We start from the raw sequence: 24,873 nt of genomic DNA, 5'->3' as shown, positions 1-24,873 counted from the left end.
CCTTCTTACATCTATTAAAAATTTAAAACACATATTCATCATTCAGGGCGTCGATTGCACTCGCCCCCAACAAGCGCATATTTACACTTAATTGTTCAAAAATCATTTCTTGCAGCTGCGCTAAGCCTCTTTCTCCATAAGCTGCCAAGGCATATAAAAACGGTCGCCCCAAAAAAGTAAAGCAAGCACCACAACTAATTGTTTTTATTATATCTTCACCACTTCTTAGTCCGGAATCCAACATAAGAAACTCTCGGTCAAACTCTTTGCTAAATACCTGGTTTAATAAAGTAATAGGAGCCGGTACCGAGTCCAATTGCCTACCACCATGATTGGAAATAATGACAGCATCCACTCCCATTTTTTTTGCGGTATGGGCATCACTCACCGACATAACTCCCTTTAAAATTAACTTTCCCTGCCACTTATCTCGGATCTCATCAATAACCGCCCAGTTCAACTCCCCCCCAGTTTGTATGGACATTAATTCAGAGAAGCTTAAATTGGGTTGGTCTTCAATTAGGTTTTGGTAAAGGGGGAAAGTCAGTTTCCCCGAGACCAGATGCCTAAACAGCCATGCAGGATGCGTGACTGAGTCAATAACATTTGAAGCCTTGAGCTGGTAGGGGATCCTCAGTCCATTATACCTGTCCCTTCGTCTTATACCCGGAACTGGCGCGTCGACTGTCACTACTAACACCGGGCATTGATGCTTTTGCGCATGGCTGATCAATACATCCGTCTGTGACTTTATTTTCGAAAGGTACAACTGAAACCAAGGTGAAACCCCAGACTCCTTTACTAGCACATCAAGAAAACTATTCGAAGCCGAGCTAACAATATAGGGAATATTGTATTTAGCCGCCGACTTCGCCAGCATCATTTCCGCTTTAGGATGAACCAGGCCACACAACCCCAATGAAGCAACTCCGTATGGTGCTGCATACGATAACCCCAAAATATCAGTATTTAACAACCCCGGTCTCGTTTGACTTCCCATACGGGGAATCAGCTGAATATTTTTAAACCCCGCAGTATTCCCTTGAAGGGTTTTCTCATCTCCCGCGCCACCATCAATAAAGTCCATAACAAATTTTGGCAGCTTCCTTCTGGCAGCCTTCCTGAAATCGGAGTAACAAGTATACTGATCTAGTTTCATATCATCTCAGTTAGCATGTTAAATTTCCTTGTACCATAAGACAGTATCATCAAATATGCCTCTAGAGTTTAAGTTCGATTTCATCTTCATGTGCTGACTCACCCCGGGAATAAAGCAAGTCGTCAATATATTGCTGGCTATCGAGGAAATCAGCGATAAGAGCCACGGTTTGCAATTTAAAGATTTCTTTTAGCGGCACTTCAATACCGGTTTTAGCTTTTGTTTTTGACAATACACGCATGGCCATTAAGGAATGTCCTCCTAACTCAAAAAAGTTATCCTGAATACCGACACGTTCAATTTCGAGAACATCCTGCCAGATTTCACACAGGATTTTTTCCATCTCGGTGCCGGGCGCTATATATTCAGCGCTTGATACCTCAGTGTCAGGATCTGGCAAGGCTTTGCGGTCAATCTTGCCGTTAATATTGAGCGGTAAGTTATCCAGTAACACAAATGCCGATGGCACCATATGCTCAGGCAAGCACTCAAGCAAATGCCGACGCACGACCGCAATAAGCTCTTCTTCCCCTTTAGATGCCACCAAATAAGCAATTAAGCACTTATCACCCTCACGTATATCCCTAGCAATCACCACAGAATCTTTAACCCCTGGACAGAGCGACAATGCATGCTCAACTTCTCCTAGCTCGATCCTGAATCCGCGGATTTTCACCTGATGATCGATGCGGCCGATAAACTCTAACTCACCGTCTGGTAACCATCGAACCAGATCTCCGGTACGGTATAAACGCTCGCTCGAGCGGAGATTTTGCGCATCAAAGTAAGGGTTAGTGACAAATTTTTCTGCTGTCAGTTCGTCCCGGTTTAAGTACCCCCGGGTAACTCCGGCCCCTCCAATATACAATTCTCCCGCCAGTAGTGGGGGACATAGCTGCTGCGCTTCATTTAGCACATAGAGGTTGGTATTTTGCAACCCGCGACCTATGACGGCACCCGTATGATTTAATGTTTCCGCAGACACCTCTTTATAAGTCGTTAATATGGTGGCTTCTGTTGGCCCGTAGAGTTCAATAACCTTAGCCCGGGAAAAAGACGCTTTAAGACGCTTGAGTAGACTTACAGGCACATAATCGCCACCGACAAACAATGCTCTGACATTTGCGAAGCTTTCATTGTTTTTATTTTTAAAATCAACAACCTCACTCATCAAACTAGGTACAGCATGTAACAAAGTACATTGTCCGGTGACCTGAGAAAATTGCTCCAGATTAAGTAAAACGTCTTTATCAACAAGAATAGTTTTTCCGCCACTTATCAGGGTCAGAAAAAGTTCAAAAAGTGAAATATCAAATGCAAAGGACGCGAAACAAGCAAAAGTATCTTCGGTTGAGACTTCAAAAGTTGAAATCAAACCAGCTAGCAGGTTAGATAAATTCCTGTGCTCGACCATAACTCCTTTTGGCTGCCCAGTTGAACCTGAGGTATATATCACATAGGCTAGGTGTTGCAACGACAAGCCCAATGAGGATAACGGCAAGTTATTATCCGGCATTGTCGCTAGCGCAGCCTGCATGCTTTCATCGTCCAGGCAAATAACCCGTACAGTGTCTACCGAAGAGGTGTTAGATATCTGTAGCTGGCTCAGGACAATTTTCACACTGCTGTCATTAAGCATATAACGCACGCGTGCCTCAGGATTAGCAGGGTCGATAGGAACATAGGCAGCCCCCGCTTTCAGCACCGCCAGTATACCTACAACCATATCCAAAGAATGTTCAATACAGAGTCCGACCAGGGTGTCCGGTTTAACACCTTGTGCTACCAGATAATGCGCCAGCTGGTTGGCGCGCTGGTTTAACTCCCGGTAACTGAGGCAAGTTCCGTTATATTCTAGGGCCTCTCTTTCGGGAGCTTGTGCCGCCCGAGCTTCAAATAATTCATGCATACACATATCTGATGGACACTGTGCTGCCGTTGCATTCCAGTCAACGAGTAACTGCCTGCTTTCCTGCTCGGTTACCATGCCTAGTGAAAAAACATTTTCATGGGGTGACTGTAACACGGCGGATAATAAGCTTTCAAAATGCCCCGCCATTTGTGCTATGGTTTCACTTTTAAATAAGGCGGTATTGTAGCCCCAGCCAAGCCCTAGTCCATTAGCACTTTCCACGATATTCAGGGTTAGATCAAATTTGGCGACCCCTTTATCTGGCATTTCTATCGCAGACAAGGTTAATCCAGGCAGAGACAAATGGCCTTGTTCATTGTTTTGCAACGACAACAAAACCTGGAATAAAGGATTATGGCTCAGGCTTCGCATCGGCTGCACTCGTTCGACGACCTGCTCAAAAGGAACTTGTTGGCGGGCATAGGCATCAAGTAGCTTAGCTTTACTGCCGGCCAGTACCTCAAGAAAACTCGGCTCGCCAGATAAGTCACTACGCAACACTAAGGTGTTGACAAAAAAACCTATCAAGTCAGATACTTCTGAAGGCTCCCGGTTGGCCACCGGGGTCCCCACCACAATATCACGTTCATTGCTGTAACGAGATAACAATATAGAGAAAACCGCATGCAGCCCCATAAATAAGCTCGCCCCTAGCGATTGGCACAGGGCTGCCAAATGCCCATAACTTACTTTATCGATTGTTGAGAAGTGTACGTCACCGTCAAAGCTCTGGATGGCCGGTCTCGGATAATCCAATGGTAGACTATGCACTTCAGGCAAGTCCGACAATTGTCGCTGCCAATAATCGAGTTGCTCGTCCAGCACAGCCCCTTGCAACCAGTCTCGCTGCCAATGGGCGTAATCGGCATACTGAATGGCAAGCGGTGCTAGAGGATCCGCTTCTCCGTTCACAAAAGCGCTGTATAGGCGGCTAAACTCCTTAACCAGTATTCCAGTTGACCAGCCGTCAGAAGCGATATGGTGCATAGTGAGCAGTAGAGCATGTTCTTGATCACTCAGTTTAAGTAATTGTACTCTCAACATTAGATCTCGGCTCAGATCAAAAGCCAGCCCCGCTTCTTTCGAAGCCTCTTCAGTAATTTTTCGCTCGCGCTCCTGTACTGACAGCTTGGATAAGTCGGTTATGGGAATAGTAAAGCTGACCTTTTGCTGGATCACTTGCAGAGGTTCGCCTTCATCTCCAGAGCAAAAGCAGGTACGTAAGCTTTCATGGCGCTCGACTATGCAGCTAAAGGACTGTTGCAGAGCCACCAGATCTATAGTGCCTGTCAGTTTTAAAGCCGCAAAAATATTGTAATGGCTACTGCCTTGTTCGAGTTGATCCAAAAGCCATAAACGCTGCTGCGAAAATGACATTGGATTTTCAATACCCTCAGCCCGAGGACTTATCTTGGGCAACTTAGTCTCTTTCACCTCTGGCTTGGACGCGACTTGTTTAAGGTAATCGATTATCGCTTGTTTCTGAACAATAATTGCAGACTTTAGCTCGTCAGGAAATTCACCCTTTTTAACTTTATATTTTAGGTTTTCCCCGTCCAGATAAAGGAAAACTCCACTATCCAGCGCTTGCTTAAAAATATTTTCAGCTAACAACTTATAAAACCCCTTCTTCTAATTCTTCTTCCTTATACGAGTCGATAAGGTTTTCATTTTCTTGTAGTTTCTGCTTTGAAAGCAATATATCTATACTAGCTGCCAGCTCGGCGACAGAAGATAATTCAAATACTTCCCTGATGGAGAACCCTGAATATTCGATGTCGAAGGCTTCTTTGATTTGTGTTACCAAACTAATCGCCATTAGTGAATGCCCACCTAAAGCAAAGAAATTGTCCATAACACCAACTCTATCGACTTCCAATACCTGCTGCCAAATAGAACACAACATGGCTTCAGTGTCTGTCTTGGGAGCAACATACTGTGCACTTGATACTGAGCTCTCGGGCTCTGGCAAAGCATCGCGGTCGAGCTTACCGTTGACCGTTAACGGCAAAGCCTCAAGAACAATAAAAGCCGCCGGCACCATATAATCAGGCAGCGCCTTACGCAGCTGTTCACGCACCGCCTCGATAAAGGCTGCTTCATCCTTCAGGCTCTTACCTGGGACCAGGTAGGCCACCAAGCGGTTGTCATTATTTCCTGCTTCGCGGGCAAGCACCGCTGCTTCCCTAACTCCTGCGTCTCCCACCAGGCACTGTTCTATTTCACCCAGCTCGATACGTAAACCGCGCACCTTCACCTGATGGTCGATACGGCCAATAAATTCCAACTCCCCATCTGCCCGCCAGCGCACTAAGTCGCCACTGCGGTATAAACGCTGGCAGCTGTTGCTGTCCTTAGCGTCAAAATAAGGGTTGGCCACAAATTTCTCCGCTGTCAGCTCATCTCTGTTCAGGTAGCCTCGGGCAACACCCGTACCCCCGATATAAAGCTCACCCACCACCCCAGTCGGCACCAGCTGCTGGCGACTGTCCATCACATAAAACTGGGTATTGGCCACAGGCTTGCCGATATGAGGCATCACTTCCCCGTCAATTACAGCATAAGAGGCATTAATGGTCGTTTCAGTCGGGCCGTATAGATTCAGCGCTTGGCGGTCATGACGAGCCCCGTAGGCCGCTACCCTGTCCCATAACGCTTTACCTAACGCTTCCCCGCCTATCATCAGGTGCAAATGGCCCCTATCTCCCTGCTCCAAGCAATCCAGCATCACCGGAACCAGTGCCGGTGTCAGGTTCAATACTTGAATATCATGTTGCGCCGTCAGAGCTAGCAGTTGCGACGGTTCCAAGGCTTCTCGCTCACTTGCAACCACTAGGGTATTGCCTGAGCACAGGGCTAGAATCCCTTTAACCGAGGCATCAAAAGCAAAGCTGCCGTGCCACAGCCAATTGCTATTTTGCGCACCCAGCTGTTCAAGTTGATGTTCAAAAACCTGACGGAAGTTCAGCAAATTCCTTTGCTCAATAACAACCCCTTTAGGCCGTCCAGTTGAACCTGAAGTATAAATCATATAAACAGCGCTATTCGGACCCAAATCACCAATAATCTCTGGATTGTCTTGTGCCTGCTCAGCAAAGATATCCTCTTTATCCAGATAAAGGGTCTCTACAGCCTGCTCTTGAGGCAGTGTCAGCCATGACTGGCTTAGAACCAGTTTGACGCCGCTGTCGCTAAGCATATAAGCCAGTCGTGCCTGCGGATAAGCCGGGTCAAGCGGCACATAGGCCCCACCAGCTTTGAGGATCCCCAGAATGCCGACCACCATATCCACCGAACGTTCAACACAAAGCCCGACTAATGTCTGTGCTTTCACCCCTTGTGCTTTCAGGTAATGGGCAAGCTGATTAGCGCGGCGGTTTAACTCACCATAACTGAGACTTGTACCGTCACAGATCAGGGCTGTTTTCTCTGGATAGTGGCTGGCCTGCTCCGCAAAGAGTTCATGGAGACAGAACTCCGATGGGACTTCTGCCGCGGTATCATTCCAGGTATGGAGTAATTGCTGACGTTCACTTTCCGGTAACAGCTCACGACTGTCGAGTATAGCGCTGGAGCTTTCTCTGAGCGCTTCAACCAGACCTTTCATTGCCCCCTGCATATACTCTATCACCCGCTCCGTCGCTATATCGGCAATACCTTTTACCGTGATATGAAAAGCATCACCGAAGTCATCCACCGATAAACTTAACGGGTAGTTGGTTCTTTCCTGTCTTTTCAAAAACTCTACCGTAAAAGATTGCGCCGGTAAGTCCGTTTTCCCCATTTCTATTCCGCCTGAGCCTGAATGTCGGTAGTTGAAAACCGAGCTAAACAAAGGCATGCCATTACTCAGACTTGAACAACGTTGCGCCATAGATAAACTTGCTTGTTCATAGGGTAAAGAGTCCAGCAAACTGGTTTGCACTTGTTGCACCAGGCTTTGGGCGTTTGTACAGGCAAGTTTTACTCTTATTGGCAAAGTATTAATGAACACGCCAAGCGCCTGCTCTGCCCCTGAGGTTCCCTGCAAGCGACCCGACATTACTGTACCAAAGACAACATCATCTTTACCGCTGCAAGCCGCCATAACCCTCGCCCAGCCAGCATGAAAAATTGCTGCAGGGCTGATCTGTATGTTTTTAGCTATTTCCCTAAGTTCTTCTCCTAGAAGCGTAGGAAAAGCTTGCGAGAACTCGGTAATATCATTGCCTTTACCTTGCACATTTATCAAATTAAACGGCAAGCTTGGTTCGCTGACATCCGACAGCATATTAGTGAAATATTGCTCGGCATCATTTTCCTTTTCCTGATGCAGACTATGGGCAATAAATTCTCGGTACGGTACCGGAGTCAGAAGTTGCTGTTGTAAACCCTGACTATATAATTTCAGCTCTTTTTGAATCACTTCAAAGGCAACATGATCGGAAATAATATGATGCCATTGCAATAATATATAACGCTCATCGCTATCACCCTGACTAGCAACGATAACACGCAATAATGGACCACTCTTGAGATCCATTTGACGCCCTTGTGACTCGCTGTATTCCTGAAGATAAACCAATGGGTTCTGCTGCTCTATTGTGGTTGTCAAAACAGCTAATTCGACCTGCTTTCTTACCACTTGTACCGGCTTTCTTACCCCTTCCCAGTGAATAGAAGTACGCAGTACGTCATGGCGCTTAATTAAGAAGTCTAATCCGTCAATAAAAGCCTGTACCTGATGTAAATCCGGAATCTTCAAAAATGCAGATAAGACATAAGGATCATTTTCCGGATCCAAGGTATGGTGAAACAATATGCCTTGTTGCAAGGGACCTAAGGGGTAAATGTCCTGTATGTTCCCAACGCCACCCGGAATTTGTGCAACCAACTGTTCTATTTCTCCCTCATTTAAGTTCACTAATGGCAGCATTTGAGGAGTTAATGCTACACAGTCCGCAGGTATCAGGTTAGGCGGAGCCTTAAATAAACGGGTATCATCTACAGATTCCTCCTCAATTAACTTTGCCAACGCTGCCAGAGAAGGGGTCGAAAAGAGTTGACTCGCACTCATCACCAGGTTTTGTTGCTGCAACCGGGAAATCACCCGCATAACGAGTAACGAATGTCCCCCCAGCTCAAAAAAGTTGTCCAGAATACCAACCTGTTCAACTCCTAGCACCTCCTGCCAGATCTCGCATAAGATTTTTTCCATCTCGGTTTGCGGTGCGATATAGTCGCCTGAAAATTCCCCTTCCGGCTCAGGTAGGGCATGGCGATCAACTTTACCGTTGGCAGTTAGCGGCAAAGAGTCCAGCACCATCAAGGTCGAAGGTACCATGTATTCAGGCAAAGCCTGTAGCAAATGATGACGGACCTTGTCGAGAAATTCGACTTCATCCTCTATCTCCTGATCTGTCACCAAATAGCCTGTCAGGTGTTTGTTGCTTTTACCTGTTTCTCGAGCGTTCACCACGGCTTCCCTAACTCCGCTGCACTCTGCCAAGGCATGTTCTATCTCACCTAGTTCAATACGAAATCCCCGAATCTTCACTTGGTGATCTATGCGGCCGATAAATTCCAGCCGCCCGTCTTCTAAGCGACGCACCAAGTCCCCTGTACGGTACAAACGCCGATAGCCGTTGCTGTCCTGCTTATTAAAATAAGGATTGGCAACAAATTTTTCTGCCGTCAATTGCTCATGGTTAAGGTAGCCTCGGGCCAGACCTGCACCGCCGATGCACAATTCCCCCGGCACACCGACTGGCGCCAAGGTGTTTTTATTCAGTACCAGCCCGTGGACATTGCCCAGCGGCAGCCCTATATTGGGTAAGTCTCCAGATATTCGGGTCCAGTGGGTGTTTACAGTACATTCCGTCGGGCCGTAAACATTCACCGCTTTACGCTGATATTGCTGCTGCCAGTCACATAACCTGCTCCACAAACCCGGGGAAATAGCCTCACCGCCAATAATCAAGTTAGGTAAACAGCTTTGCAGGCCTGAGTCAAACCAGGCTTCTACCATTAACGGGGTACAGTCAATCACGCCGCACTCAGCAAAGCTTTGTCCAATGATTTGCGGATCGAGGTTGGCATATTTAGGTAAAATGCGAAGTGGTATGCCAGACATCAGCTGGGATAAGCCCTTAACCGAGGAGTCAAAGGCATAGGAAGCATTTAAGCCCCAGCAAGTACCGGTCGGCACGATCTCCATGTCTTGTATTTCAGCTGCGAGATTAACTACTCCCTGGTGCTGCACCAGCACCCCTTTAGCCTGGCCAGTTGACCCTGAAGTATATATCACATAGGCCAGATGATGAGGAGCTAAACCCAATGAAGAGACCGGTAGATTATCCGATGACATGCTTGAGAGTCTGGCTCGAAGCGTTTCATCATCCAGGCACAGAGAGTGAGGCTCTAAAAAGGGTAATTCTGCCACTATTTTACTTTGAGTGACGACTATTGCCACAGCACTGTCTTTGATTATATAGGCCAAACGAGACTCGGGGTAAGTCGGATCCAGTGGCACATAAGCTCCGCCAGCTTTAAGGATCGCCAGTAAGCCTATAACCATGTCCATTGAACGATCCACACAGAGACCAACAAGGGTATCCGGCTTCACACCTTGCTGTTTCAGGTATCGGGCCAATTGATTGGCACGGCTGTTTAGCTGGTCATAACTAAGCTTGCCCGTTTCGGTGATCAGGGCCGTTTCCTGAGGGTGCGCTTTGGCATACCTTTCAAATAACTCATGAATACATGCCTCCTGCACACTACCTATGCGGGTTCTTTTTGTTGTGTCAAGCAATGCCCTACACTCTTCGTCCGGTAACAAAGACAGAGTATCAAGGATTACAGCGCTATCAGTTGACAGAGCTTGAACCAAGATCTCTATGGCTTTGTGCATATAGGCCATGACTTGCTGTGCAGAAATATCGTCAACAACTTTAATATTGAGGGTAAAACCCTCACCTAGATCATCAACGGATAAACTGACCGGATAGTTGGTTCTTTCCTGACCGGAGATTTCTTCAATACCAACGGATGAATCTTGCCCCTCTTTTGCCAAGGCTTCATCATCGACGTCTGTACGTACCTGGTGGCGATAGTTAAGGATTGAAGAAAATAAAGGGACATTGCTCTTAAGTCCTGAGCAGGCTTGCGCCATGGACAAGCTCGCCTGTTCATATGGCAACAAATCCAGCAGAGATGTCTGAACCTGCTGCACCAAAGTGGCGGCATCGGCTCCGGCGGATTTGACCCGCACCGGTAAGGTGTTAATGAAGACGCCGAGCATTTCCTCAGTCCCGAAAGTCCCTTGCAATCGTCCCGACATTACCGTACCAAAGACCACGTCACCTTTACCACTGCAAGTGGCAATTACCCTAGCCCAGCCAGCATGGAACAGTGCCGCCGGCGTGACTTGTATCTTTTTCGCAACCTCCCTTAGTTGGATAGACAAGTTTTGTGGCAGTGCCTGAGCCAGCTCAGTAACATTACTGCCTTTCCCTTGTATATTATGTAAGTTAAAGGGTAAGGTCGGCTCAGTGATATCACCTAAAGTCTGTGAAAAGTAAGCCTGGGCATCATTAACCTGCGCCAGGTGCAGAGCATGGGCGATGAACTCCCGATAAGGAACGGGCGGCTGTAACTGATCACTAATGCCGCCAAGGAAATAGGCCAATTCCTTTTCACAAATTTGCAGGGAAGTGGCATCTTCAATAATATGGTGAATTTGCAACAACACATGCCGCTCTGCCTCACCTTCGGCTGTAGCTACGGTGACATTTAATAATGGCGCCCGGCGAAGATCGACTTTTATCCTTTGGCTCGCACTGTATTCCTCTAGCGCATTTAACGGAGACTGGTCTTTACCTACGCGAATTCTGCCAACCGATAATTTTGCCTCACGCTGTACGATTTGTATCGGTTCACCTACGCCCTGCCACTGCATAGACGAGCGGAAAACATCGTGGCGGGCGATCAAAAACTCTAAGCCTTCAATAAAAGAATTAACCGCCGCCTCATCGTCTAGTTTAAACAATATCGGGGTTACATAGGGATCATTTTCCGGGTCTAGGGTATGGTGGAATAAAATCCCCTGCTGTAATGGCCCCAGTGGGTAAATATCCTGGATATTTTCCGCCCCGCCCGGGACCTGGGCCGTTAAATGCTCAATCTCCACTGGAGTTAAATCCACTAATGGCAACATCTCGGGAGTTAACTGCTGGCATTGGGCCGGGATTAGATTCTTCGGCGCCCTGAATACGGCAACGTCTTTTTCCTGGTGCTCGCTCATCGCCACCGCCAGTTCTTCCAGAGAGCGGGCCGCAAAAAGTTGCCGTGCCGCCATCGCCTTACCTTGTTGCTGCAGCCGTGAAATCACCTGCATCACAAGTAAAGAGTGACCGCCTAATTCAAAAAAGTTATCCCGAATGCCAACTTGTTCAACACCCAATACTTCCTGCCAGACAGTACACAAGATCTTTTCCATCTCGGTACGGGGAGCAAGATATTCTTTTCTCGAGAACAGCATATCCGGTTCAGGCATAGCATTGCGGTCGAGTTTGCCATTTGCGGTTAACGGCAGACTATCGAGTAACACAAAAAATGAAGGGAGCATATATTCAGGCAACTGGCGGCCCAAGTAATGGCGGATATCTTCGATAAAGGCGGCATCATCACTCCCTGCTTCGGGGGCAACGAGGTAACCAATCAAGCGGCTATCTCCTTGCACTAACTCTCGGGCCAGAACGACGGCTTCCTTAACGCCGGGATATGCCGCCAGCGCATGCTCTATTTCTCCCAATTCGATCCTAAAGCCACGTACTTTCACTTGATGGTCTATGCGCCCCAGGTATTCAAGCGTACCGTCCGCCAACCAACGCACCAGATCCCCGGTACGGTACAATTTTGGGCTGCTGCTCGGTTTGTGCTTATCGTAGAAAGGGTTCTCGACAAACTTTTCTGCCGTCAATTGCTCACGCTTGATATAACCCCGGGCTAAGCCAATTCCCCCGATATACAATTCCCCGGCAACACCCATTGGGGCAAGATGTTGTTGCTGATCCATCACATACAGCTGGGTATTGGCAATAGGTCGGCCGATAGGGATGCTCGCTGATAACGCTGTTTCCCTGCAATTCCAGAAGCTCACGTCTATGCTCGCTTCCGTTGGTCCATATAAATTATGTAACTCAACATTCGGACACTGCACCAAGACATCGTCGACATGATGTCTACTAAGGGCTTCTCCACTACAAAAGATTTGCTTTAACGAACGGCAATCCCCCAGCAGGCCAAAAGCCAGCATGCTTCCCAGCATAGAGGGAACAAAATGCACTTTGGTGATGTTTTCTTGTGCCATCAGCGAAGACAAATAGGCTGGATCTTTGTGTCCTTCAGGTTTAGCCAAAACCAAGCTTGCGCCTGTGGTAAGCGGCCAGATGAATTCCCAGACGGAGACATCAAAGCTAAAAGGCGTTTTTTGTAAAAATCTGTCCTGGGGAGTTGATGTATATTCCTGATCCATCCAGTAAATACGGTTCGACAAGGCTTGGTGTTCAACCATAACCCCTTTCGGCTTCCCGGTAGAACCCGAGGTATAGATCACATAGGCTAAGTGGTGAGGACATAAACCAAGTGACGAAACTGCCTGGTTATTCTGCGGCATGCTGGCTAACTCATCACGAACTTTGTCATCATCCAAACATAATGCCAGCGGCGCCAGTAAAGGTAATTCAGATAAAAACCTCTGCTGGGTGATCACGATTCCCATATCACCATCATCCAGCATATAGGCGATTCTGGCCTCAGGGTATGACGGCTCCAAAGGGACAAAGGCGGCTCCAGCTTTAAGAATCCCTAACAGGCCGATCACCATATCAAATGAACGTTCGATGCACAGACCAACCAGAGTATCTGGCTTGACACCTTGCGCCTTAAGGTAATGGGCTAGCTGATTAGCCCTGAGGTTTAACTCATCATAACTAAAAGCAACCCCTTGATACACTAGGGCTTCTTTTTGTGGGTTTTGCTCTGCCTGATGTTCGAATAGTTCGTGGATACAGGTTTGCGACGGAAAATCTGCCTGTGTATCATTCCAATCGCATAGGATCTGGCGGCGCTCCTCATCGCTAACTAGCTCCAGGGCAAAAACACTTTCTTCCGGCAAGCGCAATAACTCTGCAAGTAACAGGTTAAAGTGCTGGCTCATTCCCTCAATGCTTTCCCGCTTAAAGAGATCGGTATTATAGTGCCAGCCTAGGTGAAGACCGTCCTGACCTTCAAAAATATTCAAGGTCAGATCAAACTTGGCGACATTCATGCCTCCCTGGTGATCCAGATACTGCGCCGTTAACCCCGGCAGAGATAAATTGCCCTCATCATTATTTTGAAATTCTATCATCACCTGGAATAACGGGCTGTGACTCAAGCTGCGTTGGGGCTGCAGCCGTTCTACGATTTGTTCAAAAGGCACCTGTTGGTGGGCATAACCTTCCAGCAACATAGTTTTACTTTGCCTGAGCAGTTCATTGAAGCTCGGATTGCCGGACAGATTGCTGCGCAAAACTAAGGTATTAACAAAAAAGCCTATCAGCTCGGCAATTTCTGACTGCTCACGGTTGGCCACAGGGGTGCCCAATACTATGTCCTTTTCATTGCTGTAGCGGGATAATAATACCGAAAACGCCGCATGCAGGCCCATAAATAACGTGGCTCCCTGCCTCTGGCACACGTCCTTTAACCCGTCTAAAGTGTCCTTAGCTATAGTTGAGACATAGACATCACCGGCAAAACTCTGGATCGAAGGTCTGGGGTAATCCAACGGCAATCCGTGTACATCAGGCAAGTCTGCCAGCTGCTTTTCCCAATACCCCATCTGAGCGTCCAGCACCTCTCCCTGCAGCCATTGGCGCTGCCAGTTAGCATAGTCTGCATATTGGATAGCCAGGGGAGGTAAAGGATTCTCCTGCCCTTGGACATATGCACTATATAAATGGCTAAACTCATTCACCAATATACCCATAGACCAGCCATCCGAAGCAATATGATGCATGGTTACCAGCAGAACGTGCTCCTGAGATGAAACTTTAATTAACTTGGCCCGCAGCATTAGATCCCGGCTAAGATCAAATTCCAGCGCAGCTTCTTCGGTGACTAGGATACGAATCTGGGTTTCTCTTTCCCCCTCGGCTACCCCAGATAAATCGGTTACTGGCACATCAAACGGTTCAGCCGCCTGAATCACCTGTATCGGCTCGCCATCTTCACCGGCTGCAAAGCAGGTACGCAGACTTTCATGGCGTGCCACTACACTGGTAAATGCCTGCTGAATGGCAATCAGGTTTAAGTCGCCGGTAAGCTTTAAGGCCGCGGGCATATTATAAACTTCAGTGCCGCTATCTATCTGTTCTAACAGCCACAAACTTTGTTGGGAATAAGAGGCTTTTAACACTTGCTCACGAGATACCCGGACAATGTCCATCCCAGGTTTAGTCGAATCAAGATATTCTATGATTTGCCCTTTTTTTTCTTTTAATTGTGCGAGCAGGGTCTGAGTCATAGCCCCTTTAGCGGCATTGATTTGCAGTTTACCGTTCTGTACTTTTAAATATATCTTTTTTTCGTGTAGAAAATTAATAAAATCAATAACGTTCATATTTCAAAAAAATCCAATTCTTCACTGTTATTATCAGGATCATGTTTACCAGTTAATGCATCAATATGCTGGGCCAAGGCGCTTAAATTACCCATGGTAAAGGTATAAGTAACAGATAGTTTCACATGTAAGCGCTTTTCTATTTTTGCCAGCAGCTTCATCACCAATAAGGAATGCCCCCCGAGTAGGAAAAAGTCATCCAGCACACCCACCCTGTCTATCTCCAACACCTCTTGCCAGATACCTGACAAACCTTTTTCTGTTTCCGTCTGCGGGGCCACATATTCCGGCCTCAATGCCTCTATATCGGGTTCAGGCAAGGCATTACGGTCGATCTTGCCATTAGCGGTTAACGGCAAATGCTCTAGCAACACAAAGGCGCTGGGCACCATATAGTCAGGTAAGGTTTTACGCGCATGCTGACGCGCTTCTTCGATTAACCGCGCTTCATGACTATCTGCACCCGTGGCAACCAGATAGCCTACCAAGCGTTTGTCATTTCCTCCCGCTTCGCGGGCGAGCACCACCGCTTCTTTAATCCCATCGCACTCTTCTAGGACATGTTCAATTTCCCCCAGCTCAATGCGATATCCCCTCACCTTTACCTGATGGTCAATACGACCCAAGTACTCCAGCTCACCGCTGGGCAGCCAACGCACAAGGTCCCCTGTTCGATACAAACGTTTACTGCTGTTACTGCCCAAACCGTCATAAAATGGATTGGTAACAAACTTTTCATCATTCAGTTCTGGCCGGTTCAGATAACCCCGAGTTAATCCCGCTCCGCCTATGTATAGTTCCCCACTCACCCCTTTTGGAGCTAGCTGACCTGATTGCGTTAACACATAAAGCTGGGTATTGGCTATTCCGGTGCCTATGCTCGCCCGCCCCTTAGCTGTTCGCAATTTATAGGTGGAATAGGTGGTATCTTCTGATGGCCCGTATAGGTCATACACAGAGCTAAAACCAGCCTGATATAGGCTGTCAACCAAGTCTTGCTTTAATGCTTCTCCCGCCAGATTTATCGTTTTTAATTTTACTGGCAGCTTTTTCCCAGAAAGTAAAACCTTAGCCGCCGAAGGCACCGTGTTGACTAAAGTAACCTTGTCTAGGGCATCTGTCTCAAAGAAGTTAAGAATATTCTTAACTATCAAAACCGAACCTCCGGCGGCCAGAGGTGCAAATATTTCAAAAATCGACAGATCGAAGCACATGGAAGTTGAAGCCAGCACGCACCCTAAGGTTTCTCGGCTATAAAAATCCAACGCCCAGGCCAACAGAGCTGCAGTGTTTCTGTGCTCGACCATAACCCCCTTGGGTTGCCCGGTAGAGCCTGAGGTATATATCACATACGCCAGATGCTCAGCACATAATCCCACAGATGATACCGACAGATTATCCGACGGCATGGCCGTTAATCTTATTGCTAGCTGTGCATCATCCAGACACAGGGCCCAACTCTCAAGAAACGGTAAGCTGTCCAGCACCTGGCTTTGTGTCAACACAATATCTACGCCGCTGTCACTGAGCATATAGGCCAACCGGGATTCAGGATAGTCAGGATCTAGAGGCAGATAAGCGCCGCCAGCCTTGAGGATGGCCAGAATAGCGACCACCATATCCAAAGAGCGTTCGACACACACCCCTACTAAGGTCTCGGGCTTCACCCCCTGTGCTTTCAGATAATGGGCTAGCTGGTTGGCACGACGGTTTAAATCGTCATAGGTTAAAGAAGCGCCATTGCAAAGCACAGCCTCCTGCTCGGGGTGGAGTGACACTCTGGCTTCAAAAAACTCATGAATGCACCTATTTGATGGCCAATCAGTCTCGGTATTATTCCAGCCGTGCAGCAGTTGTTGCCTTTCTTGCTCGGTCACCAGCTCATGGCCAAAAACATGCCTGTTCGGCGATTGCGACAGGGCAGATAACAGGACTTCAAAATGCCTCGCCATCTGCTGTATGGTTTCCTGATTGAATAAGTCGGTATTAAACTCCCAGGCCAGTTCGAGCCCTTGCGCTTTTTCAAGAATATTTAAGCTCAGATCAAATTGCGTGCTACCGACACCTTTAAGTTTTAACTCTGAAACCTCAATCCCCGGCAGCACCAAGCAGCTTTCATCCTCTTGCTGTAACGTCATCATCACCTGAAACAAAGGGCTGTGGCTCAGACCTGATTTAAGCTGCTGCTGTTTGATAACACATTCGAAAGGGAGCTGTTGATGCTCATACGCTTGTTGGATGGTTTCGCGGCTCAGGGCCAATACCTCAAAAAAATCAGGATCGCCAGCCAAATTGCTGCGCAACACCAAAAAGTTCATCAAACCGCCTATAAGACCCGCAGCGCCTGAATGCTGTCGGTTATCGGCCTGAGTACCTATCACTATGTCATCGATATTGCTGTAGCGGGACATTAATATCGAAAAAACGGCATGCAGTCCGGCAAAGAGACTTGTCCCCTGCTCCCGGCACAAGGCTGCCAACAGCTCATGACTGGCTTGATCTAAGGTAGAGACATGGACATCCCCGTTAAAAGTCTGTATCGCCGGCCTGGGATGATCCAGTGGTAAACCATGAACAAGAGGTAATCCCTTAAGCTGCTGTTCCCAGTAAGCAAGCTGCTGGTCAAAAACACCAGTTTGCAAACCATACCGCTGCCAGCGGGCATAGTCTGAGTACTTCAGGGTGATCGGCGTCAAAGGCTTCTCTTTTCCCTGCTCACTGGCCGAGTACATAACACCCAACTCATTGAGTAGTACTTTCATGGAGCTGGGATCGCAGGCCATAGCATGGGAGATCACCAGTAAAATATGCTCATCGGCGGCTACTTTAAGCAAGTGCGCCCGCAGCATCAGATCCCGAGCCAGATCAAAAGGCCTCCCTACTTCGGCGGATAGCAAAGTGGCAATTTCGGCCTCCCGTGCTCCTGCAGCCATATCGGATAAATCTGTCACTGGCATTTCCAGAGAAAGTGCCTGTAGGAACACAGGTATAACCGAATCATTTTCTCCAACTTGAAAACATGTGTGCAGGCTTTGATGCCGTACCAGCAGAAGGTCAAATGCCCGTTGTAAGCTAGCTTGGTTCAAGCTGCCGCTAAGTGTTAAGGCCACGGCAAGGTTAAGATGATGACTGCCGCCGCTAAGCTGATCCTGAAGCCAGACCCTTGACTGGCTAAAAGACAGTTCATTGTCGCCCCCTATCGTCTCTCCATAAGCCTGTCCGATAAAAGAGCTAAGAGCGGTTGACCCCATTTTATTGTTATTATTTATATTCATATTTCAAAAAAGTCCAAGTCCTGCTCTTGTTCATCGCAATTGGCATTACCAGCTACAGCATCAAGATGTAATGCTAATGATTTCAAGTTATCCAGCATAAAAACATGTGATACAGCCAGTTTTATTTCGAACTCTTGCTCAATGGCAGTCAATAACTTAACAAACAATAAGGAGTTTCCACCAAGTTCAAAGAAATTATCCATAATTCCGACTCGTTCCACCTCCAGCACTTGCTGCCAAATGCTGCATAACGCCCGTTCCGTATCCGATTTAGGGGCTACATACTCCGCTCTGGATAATCCAATATCTGGCTCCGGCAGTGCCTTAACATTGACTTTACCATTCGCTGTCAACGGCAAAGCTTCCAGTATCATATACGCCGACGGCACCATGTACTCCGGTAAAGCCTGACGGATATGCCCCTTAACATCCTCTATCAAGGCCCCTGTTTCCCTTTCACTGTCGCCAACCACTAGATAAGCGACCAGCTGGCTGTTGTTTTCTCCATTGTCCCGAGCCAACACTAGGGCTTCCTGAATGTCACTATGAGTTGCTAGAGCATGCTCTATTTCACCCAGCTCTATACGAAAGCCCCGTACCTTCACCTGGTGATCTTTTCGTCCCAAATATTCAAGCTCACCTCCCTCCTGTCGGCGCGCCAGATCGCCGGTGCGGTAAAAGCGTTTCACACCCTGTCCCGGTAAACACACAAAACGCTCAGCACTCAACTCTTCCCGATTTAAGTAACCCCGGCTAACCCCGTGGCCGCTGACATACATTTCACCACCAATACCGTCCGGTACCAGCACTTGTTTTTCATTCAACAACAGAATATCTAGATCTGCCAGTGGCTTACCTATCAGGCTCGCACCCCGACCTTGCGTCAGATCTTGTTCCCGAATACGTCGATAGGTAACATGCACTGTGGTTTCGGTGATCCCATACATATTGACCAACTCTGGGGTGTTATCGCCATGGCGCGCCACCCAAGGTTTAAGCTGAGTGAAATTCAGGGCTTCCCCGCCAAAAACCACATAGCGCAGCGCCAGTGGTTCATCCCGACGGCTGTCTTCGGCAATCAACAGGTTAAAGGCGCTCGGGGTCTGGTTTAAGACCGTCACTTTTTCCTGCACCAACAACTGGTAGAAATCTCCGCTCGAGCGCGATACCCAGTAAGGCACTATCACTAAACGACCGCCATAGGCCAACGCTCCCCAAATCTCCCACACCGAGAAGTCAAAGGCGTAGGAATGGAACAGGGTCCAGACATCAGCTTCACTAAAGTCAAAATGCGCTTGTGAGGTGCCTAGTAGGCGGGTCACATTGTTATGCTGTACCAGCACCCCTTTAGGTTGCCCGGTAGAGCCTGAGGTATAAATAACATAAGCCAGATGATGGGACGCAAGGCCCAGCGAAGATACTGACAGGTTCTGCACCGACATGTCCGACAACTGTGCCTGTACGGCTTCGTCATCCAGACACAGGGCCTTATCCGCCAACACCGGTAATTGCGCCAGCACCGCTTGTGAAGTCAGCACGGTTTGCACACCGCTGTCTTCAAGCATATACGTCAGGCGGGACTGTGGATTGGCTGGGTCAAGCGGTACATAGGCCCCGCCTGCCTTGAGAATAGCCAACATACCGACCACCGTCTCCAGCGAGCGCTCAACGCAAAGTCCCACTAAAGTATCCGGCTTCACCCCCTGTGCTGTCAGGTAGCGAGCTAATTGGTTGGCGCGGCGGTTTAACTCGCCATAACTAAGACGGCTTGCTTCATATACTAGGGCTATTTTCTCCGGGTGGCGCGCTGCCTGCTCTTCAAATAATTCATGCAGGCAGCTCCTTGACGGGGTTAAGCACTCAATATCCTGACTGCTTGCAAGCAGCTGTTCACGCTCCCGGCTGGTCACCAATTCATGACTGAACACATCTCGCTCAGGTGACTGCAACAGGGCGCTCAGCAACACCTCAAAGTGCTCCGCCATACGCACTATCGTCTCATCTTTAAAGACAGCCGTATTAAACTCCCAATAGAGCCCGAGGCCACCAGCCTCCTCTGCCATATTCAGGGTCAGGTCGAACTTCGCGGTTTGTCCGCCGCCTTCCACCATCGACAACTCTAATCCCGGCAACGATAAGCTGCCCTGATCATTGTTTTGCAGCGATAGCATCACCTGAAACAGCGGGCTGTGACTCAGGCTGCGCTCGGGCTGCAAACGGTCAACGATTTGTTCAAACGGCACCTGCTGATGGTCATAGGCATCGAGCAAACAGCGCTTGCTCTGCCCCAGTAAATCATGAAAACTTGGACTGCCCGATAAATCGCTGCGCAGCACCAGCGTATTGACAAAAAAGCCTATTAGCTCGGCAATTTCTGATTGCTCCCGATTCGCCACCGGCGTGCCGACCACGATATCCTGCTCGTTACTATAGCGGGATAATAAAACCGAAAACGCAGCATGCAGCCCCATAAACAAGGTGGCGCCATGGGATTGACACAAGGCCGTCAAACGCGCGACATCGTTTTTATCAAGATTGCTGGCATGAACATCACCGGTAAAGCTTTGCACCATAGGTCTGGCATAATCCAACGGCAGGCTATGCACCACAGGCAAGTACGACAGCTGATTTTGCCAGTAGTCCAACTGCTGCTCTAGCACGTCGCCTTGCAGCCATTGGCGCTGCCAGTAAGCATAGTCGCCATACTGAATGGCCAAGGGAGCCAGAGACGCTTCTTCTCCCTGAACATAAGCGCGATACAGCTGGCTAAACTCATTCACCAATATGCCCATGGACCAGCCATCTGAAGCGATATGGTGCATGGTCACCAGCAAAATATGCTCTAGATCGGAGACTTTTAGCAGTCGCGTCCGAAGCATTAAATCCTGGCTCAGGTCAAAAGCGCTGACCGCCTCTTTAGCGATCACTTCAGCAATTTCAGCCTCGCGGATCCCTGTCGTTAGTGTCGATAGGTCCGTAAACGGGATATCAAAAGTGTCCGCTTCTTGGAGCACCTGGATTGGCTCGCCGTCATCGCCGCCAATAAAACATGTACGTAGGCTTTCATGACGCACCACGATAGCGCTAAAGGCCTGCTTCAAGGCGTCCTGGTTGAGGGTGCCAGTCAGTTTTAACGCCGCCGGCATATTGTAATGGGTGCTGCCGCCGTCGATTTTATCCAGCAGCCATAGCCTTTGCTGTGCATAAGACAGGGGTAAGGCTTGCTCTCGGGACACCGGCAGAAGTGGCGGACCTTGCAGTCCCCGGTCACAGCTGTCGATAAAGGCCGCCAGCGCTGCCAGCTTAGGCTGGTTGAAAATCTCCCGCAGCGGCAAAGTCACCTCAAAGGCTTCGCTGCAGCGGGCGGCCAGTTTTATGGCCAGCAGGGAGTGGCCCCCCAAATCAAAGAAATTATCCCCAAGCCCGACACTTGCTATGCCCAGTAGCCGCTGCCAGATAAGCGCCAAGGTTTTTTCGGTCTCGGTCCGCGGCGCACTATATTCAGCAGTGAATTTATCAAGATCCGGTTCCGGCAAAGCATGGCGGTTGAGCTTACCGTTGACCGTTAACGGCAAAGCCTCAAGAACAACAAAAGCCGCCGGCACCATATAATCAGGCAGCGCCTTACGCAGCTGTTCACGCACCGCCTCGATAAAGGCTGCTTCATCCTTCAGGCTCTCACCCGGGACCAGGTAGGCCACCAAGCGGTTGTCATTATTTCCTGCTTCGCGGGCAAGCACCGCTGCTTCCCTGACTCCTGCATCTTCCACCAAGCACTGTTCTATTTCACCCAGCTCGATACGTAAACCACGCACCTTCACCTGATGGTCGATACGGCCAATAAATTCCAACTCCCCATCTGCCCGCCAGCGCACTAAGTCGCCACTGCGATATAAACGCCGGCAGCTGTTGCTGTCCTTAGCATCAAAATAAGGGTTGGCCACAAATTTCTCCGCTGTCAGCTCATCTCTGTTCAGGTAGCCGCGGGCAACACCCGCACCCCCGATATAAAGCTCACCCACCACCCCAGTCGGCACCAGCTGCTGGCGACTGTCCATCACATAAAACTGGGTATTGGCCACAGGCTTGCCGATATGAGGCATCACTTCCCCGTCAATTACAGCATAAGAGGCATTAATGGTGGTTTCTGTCGGGCCGTATAGATTCAGCGCTTGGCGGTCATGACGAGCCCCGTAGGCCGCTACCCTGTCCCATAACGCTTTACCTAACGCTTCCCCGCCTATCATCAGGTGCAAATGGCCCCTATCTCCCTGCTCCAAGCAATCCAGCATCACCGGAACCAGTGCCGGTGTCAGGTTCAATACTTGAATATCATGTTGCGCCGTCAGAGCTAGCAGTTGCGACGGTTCCAAGGCTTCTCGCTCACTTGCAACCACTAGGGTATTGCCTGAGCACAGGGCTAGGATCCCTTTAACCGAGGCATCAAAAGCAAAGCTGCCGTGCCACAACCAGTTGCTCTTTTGCGCATCCAGCTGTTCAAGCTGATGTTCAAAAACCTGGCGGAAGTTCAACAAATTCCTTTGCTCGATAACTACCCCTTTAGGCCGCCCAGTTGAACCTGAGGTATAAATCATATAGACAGCGCTCTTAGGCCCCACATCACCAATAATCTCTGGATTGTCTTGTGCCTGCTCGGCAAAGATATCCTCTTTATCCAGATAAAGGGTCTCTACAGCCTGCTCCTGAGGCAGTGTCAGCCATGATTGGCTTAGAACCAATTTGACGCCGCTGTCCCTAAGCATATAGGTCAGTCGTGCCTGCGGATAAGCCGGGTCAAGCGGCACATAGGCCCCACCAGCTTTGAGGATCCCCAGAATGCCTACCACCATATCCACCGAGCGTTCAACACAAAGCCCGACTAACGTCTGCGCTTTCACCCCCTGCGCTTTCAGGTAATGGGCCAACTGATTCGCGCGGCGGTTTAACTCACCGTAACTAAGACTGATACCATCACAGACTAGAGCGGTTTTCTTCGAAAAACGATCAGCCTGCTCCGCAAAGAGTTCATGGAGACAGTACTCCAATGGTACTTCTGCCTCGGTATCATTCCAGCGCCCAAGTAACTGTTCCCGCTCCTGCGCCGTCGCCAGCTCATGGCTAAAGACATCCTGCTCAGGTGCCTGTACCAGAGCGGATAACAAGACCTCAAAATGCTCCGCCATACGCGCTATTGTGTCGCGCTCAAACAAAGCGGTATTATAGCCCCACCCTAAACCTAGGCCATCCTCACTTTCAACCACATTTAGCGTTAAATCATACTTTGCACTTTCCCCTTCCCGAGCCTCCACTATAGAGAGGTTGAGATCCGGCAAGGATAACTGACCGTCGTCATTGTTTTGTAGCGCCAGCATCACTTGGAATAACGGGCTGTGACTCAAGCTCCGCTCCGGCTGCAAACGTTCAACAATTTGTTCAAACGGCACCTGCTGATGGGCATAACCGTCCAGCAGCATGTTTTTACTTTGCTCTAGCAGCGCCTGGAAACTCGGCTTACCGGATAAGTCGCTCCGCAGCACTAAGGTATTGACGAAGAAACCTATCAAACCAGCCACTTCTACCTGCTCTCTGTTCGCCACCGGCGTGCCAATAACAATATCTTGTTCATTACTGTAACGGGACAGCAACACCGAAAATGCAGCATGCAGTCCCATAAACAAAGTGGCCCCCTGCGCCTGACACAAGCCAGTCAAAGCCTTATAAGTACTTTTATTGATATGAGTGATATGGAAAGCACCTGCAAAGCTCTGCACCGCAGGTCTGGCGTGATCTAATGGCAACGCATGCACCACTGGTAAACCGGCAAGCTGCTTTTCCCAGTACCCTAGCTGTTCATCCAGCACCGCTCCTTGTAACCAGTTGCGCTGCCAGTAAGCATAATCGCCGTACTGGATCGCCAGAGGCGCCAGCGGATTTTCCTGCCCTTTGGCATAAGCCGTATACAGGCTGCTAAATTCATTCACCAGTATACCCATCGACCAACCGTCCGAGGCGATATGGTGCATGGTCACCAGCAAAATATGTTCCTGCTCGGCAACTTTAAGCAAGTGCGCCCGCAGCATTAAATCTCGGCTCAGCTCAAAGGCCGCGGCCGCCTCTTTGGCAACAGCTTCATCAATCTGTGTTTGTTGCACGGTTTCAGGCAGCACAGACAAATCCGTAAGCGGCACTTCAAACGCCTGCGGCGTATTAATCACCTGAACTGGCTCGCCGTCATCGCCGACAACAAAGCAAGTCCGTAGGCTTTCATGACGTCCTACAATTGTACTAAAGGCCTGCTGCAGCGCCTGACTGTTCAGACTACCCGTTAATCTTAACGCCGCAGGCATATTGTAATGGACACTGCCGCCGTCTATTTTATCCAGCAGCCACAACCTTTGCTGGGCAAAAGATAAAGGCAAAGCCTGCTCCCGGGAAACCGCAGTTAACGGCGGACGCATACCACCTGAGTGCTCACCGGACAATAAAGCCGCCAGATCCATTAACCTCGGCTGCTCAAAGACCTTCCGCAGCGCCAGTGTGACCTCAAAAGCTTCACCAATACGGGCCACCAGTTTAGTAACCAGCAGGGAGTGCCCACCCAGATCAAAGAAGTTGTCTGAAATACCAACCCGCTCAAGCCCCAGCACCTCCTGCCAGATCCGGCATAAGGTTTTTTCTGTTTCAGTGCGCGGCGCAATATACTCGCCGCCTAATACATCCCCTTCCGGCGCCGGCAGCGCCTTACGGTCAACCGTGCCGTTGGCCGTCAACGGAAAAGACTCCAACACCACAAAGGCCGAAGGCACCATATAATCCGGCAGCCCCGCCCGCATATGCTCGGCAAGCGCCGCCAGCGAGCAGCTTTGCCCTGGTTCGAATAATA

At 49.0% G+C, this 24,873-nt stretch carries 5 protein-coding genes (1 of these 5 only partly in view); all 5 read right to left on the bottom strand.

Annotated elements, in window-relative coordinates; genetic code table 11:
• Window positions 1-22: 22 nt before the first annotated feature.
• The gene (locus CTT31_RS00645) at window positions 23-1,159 is read right to left on the bottom strand and encodes an alpha-hydroxy acid oxidase (RefSeq protein WP_211858995.1); all 1,137 of its coding nucleotides are present in this window, start codon (window positions 1,157-1,159) and stop codon (window positions 23-25) included.
• Between the two features lie 61 nt (window positions 1,160-1,220).
• Window positions 1,221-4,685, bottom strand: coding sequence for a non-ribosomal peptide synthetase (locus CTT31_RS00640; RefSeq protein ID WP_260491770.1), 3,465 nt, complete (start codon window positions 4,683-4,685; stop codon window positions 1,221-1,223).
• Window position 4,686: 1 nt separating this feature from the next.
• A complete protein-coding gene (locus CTT31_RS00635; protein WP_260491769.1) occupies window positions 4,687-14,715 on the bottom strand; it encodes a non-ribosomal peptide synthetase in 10,029 nt (3,342 codons plus the stop codon).
• Window positions 14,712-17,990 carry a non-ribosomal peptide synthetase gene (locus CTT31_RS00630; protein WP_260491768.1) on the bottom strand — a complete coding sequence of 1,093 codons (3,279 nt, stop codon included), beginning with the start codon at window positions 17,988-17,990 and terminating at the stop codon, window positions 14,712-14,714. The genes CTT31_RS00635 and CTT31_RS00630 overlap by 4 nt, the downstream gene beginning before the upstream one ends.
• On the bottom strand, window positions 17,987-24,873 hold the 3' portion of the coding sequence (locus CTT31_RS00625) for a non-ribosomal peptide synthetase (RefSeq protein ID WP_260491767.1). 2,971 nt of this gene lie beyond the right edge of the window; only the last 6,887 of its 9,858 coding nucleotides appear in the window; the start codon falls outside the window, past its right edge; its stop codon occupies window positions 17,987-17,989. Before CTT31_RS00625 ends, CTT31_RS00630 begins: the two co-directional genes overlap by 4 nt.

Origin of the sequence: Pseudoalteromonas maricaloris (assembly GCF_024746855.1) — a bacterium.
Lineage (GTDB): Bacteria > Pseudomonadota > Gammaproteobacteria > Enterobacterales > Alteromonadaceae > Pseudoalteromonas > Pseudoalteromonas maricaloris.
This window is presented reverse-complemented; position numbering and strand designations above follow the sequence as displayed.

What these genes read in the sequence shown, in the direction of transcription:
- CTT31_RS00645 (WP_211858995.1), bottom strand. Translation starts at nt 1,159, where the DNA reads ATGAAACTAGATCAGTATACTTGTTACTCCGATTTCAGGAAGGCTGCC.
- CTT31_RS00635 (WP_260491769.1), bottom strand. Translation starts at nt 14,715, where the DNA reads ATGAACGTTATTGATTTTATTAATTTTCTACACGAAAAAAAGATATAT.
- CTT31_RS00630 (WP_260491768.1), bottom strand. Translation starts at nt 17,990, where the DNA reads ATGAATATAAATAATAACAATAAAATGGGGTCAACCGCTCTTAGCTCT.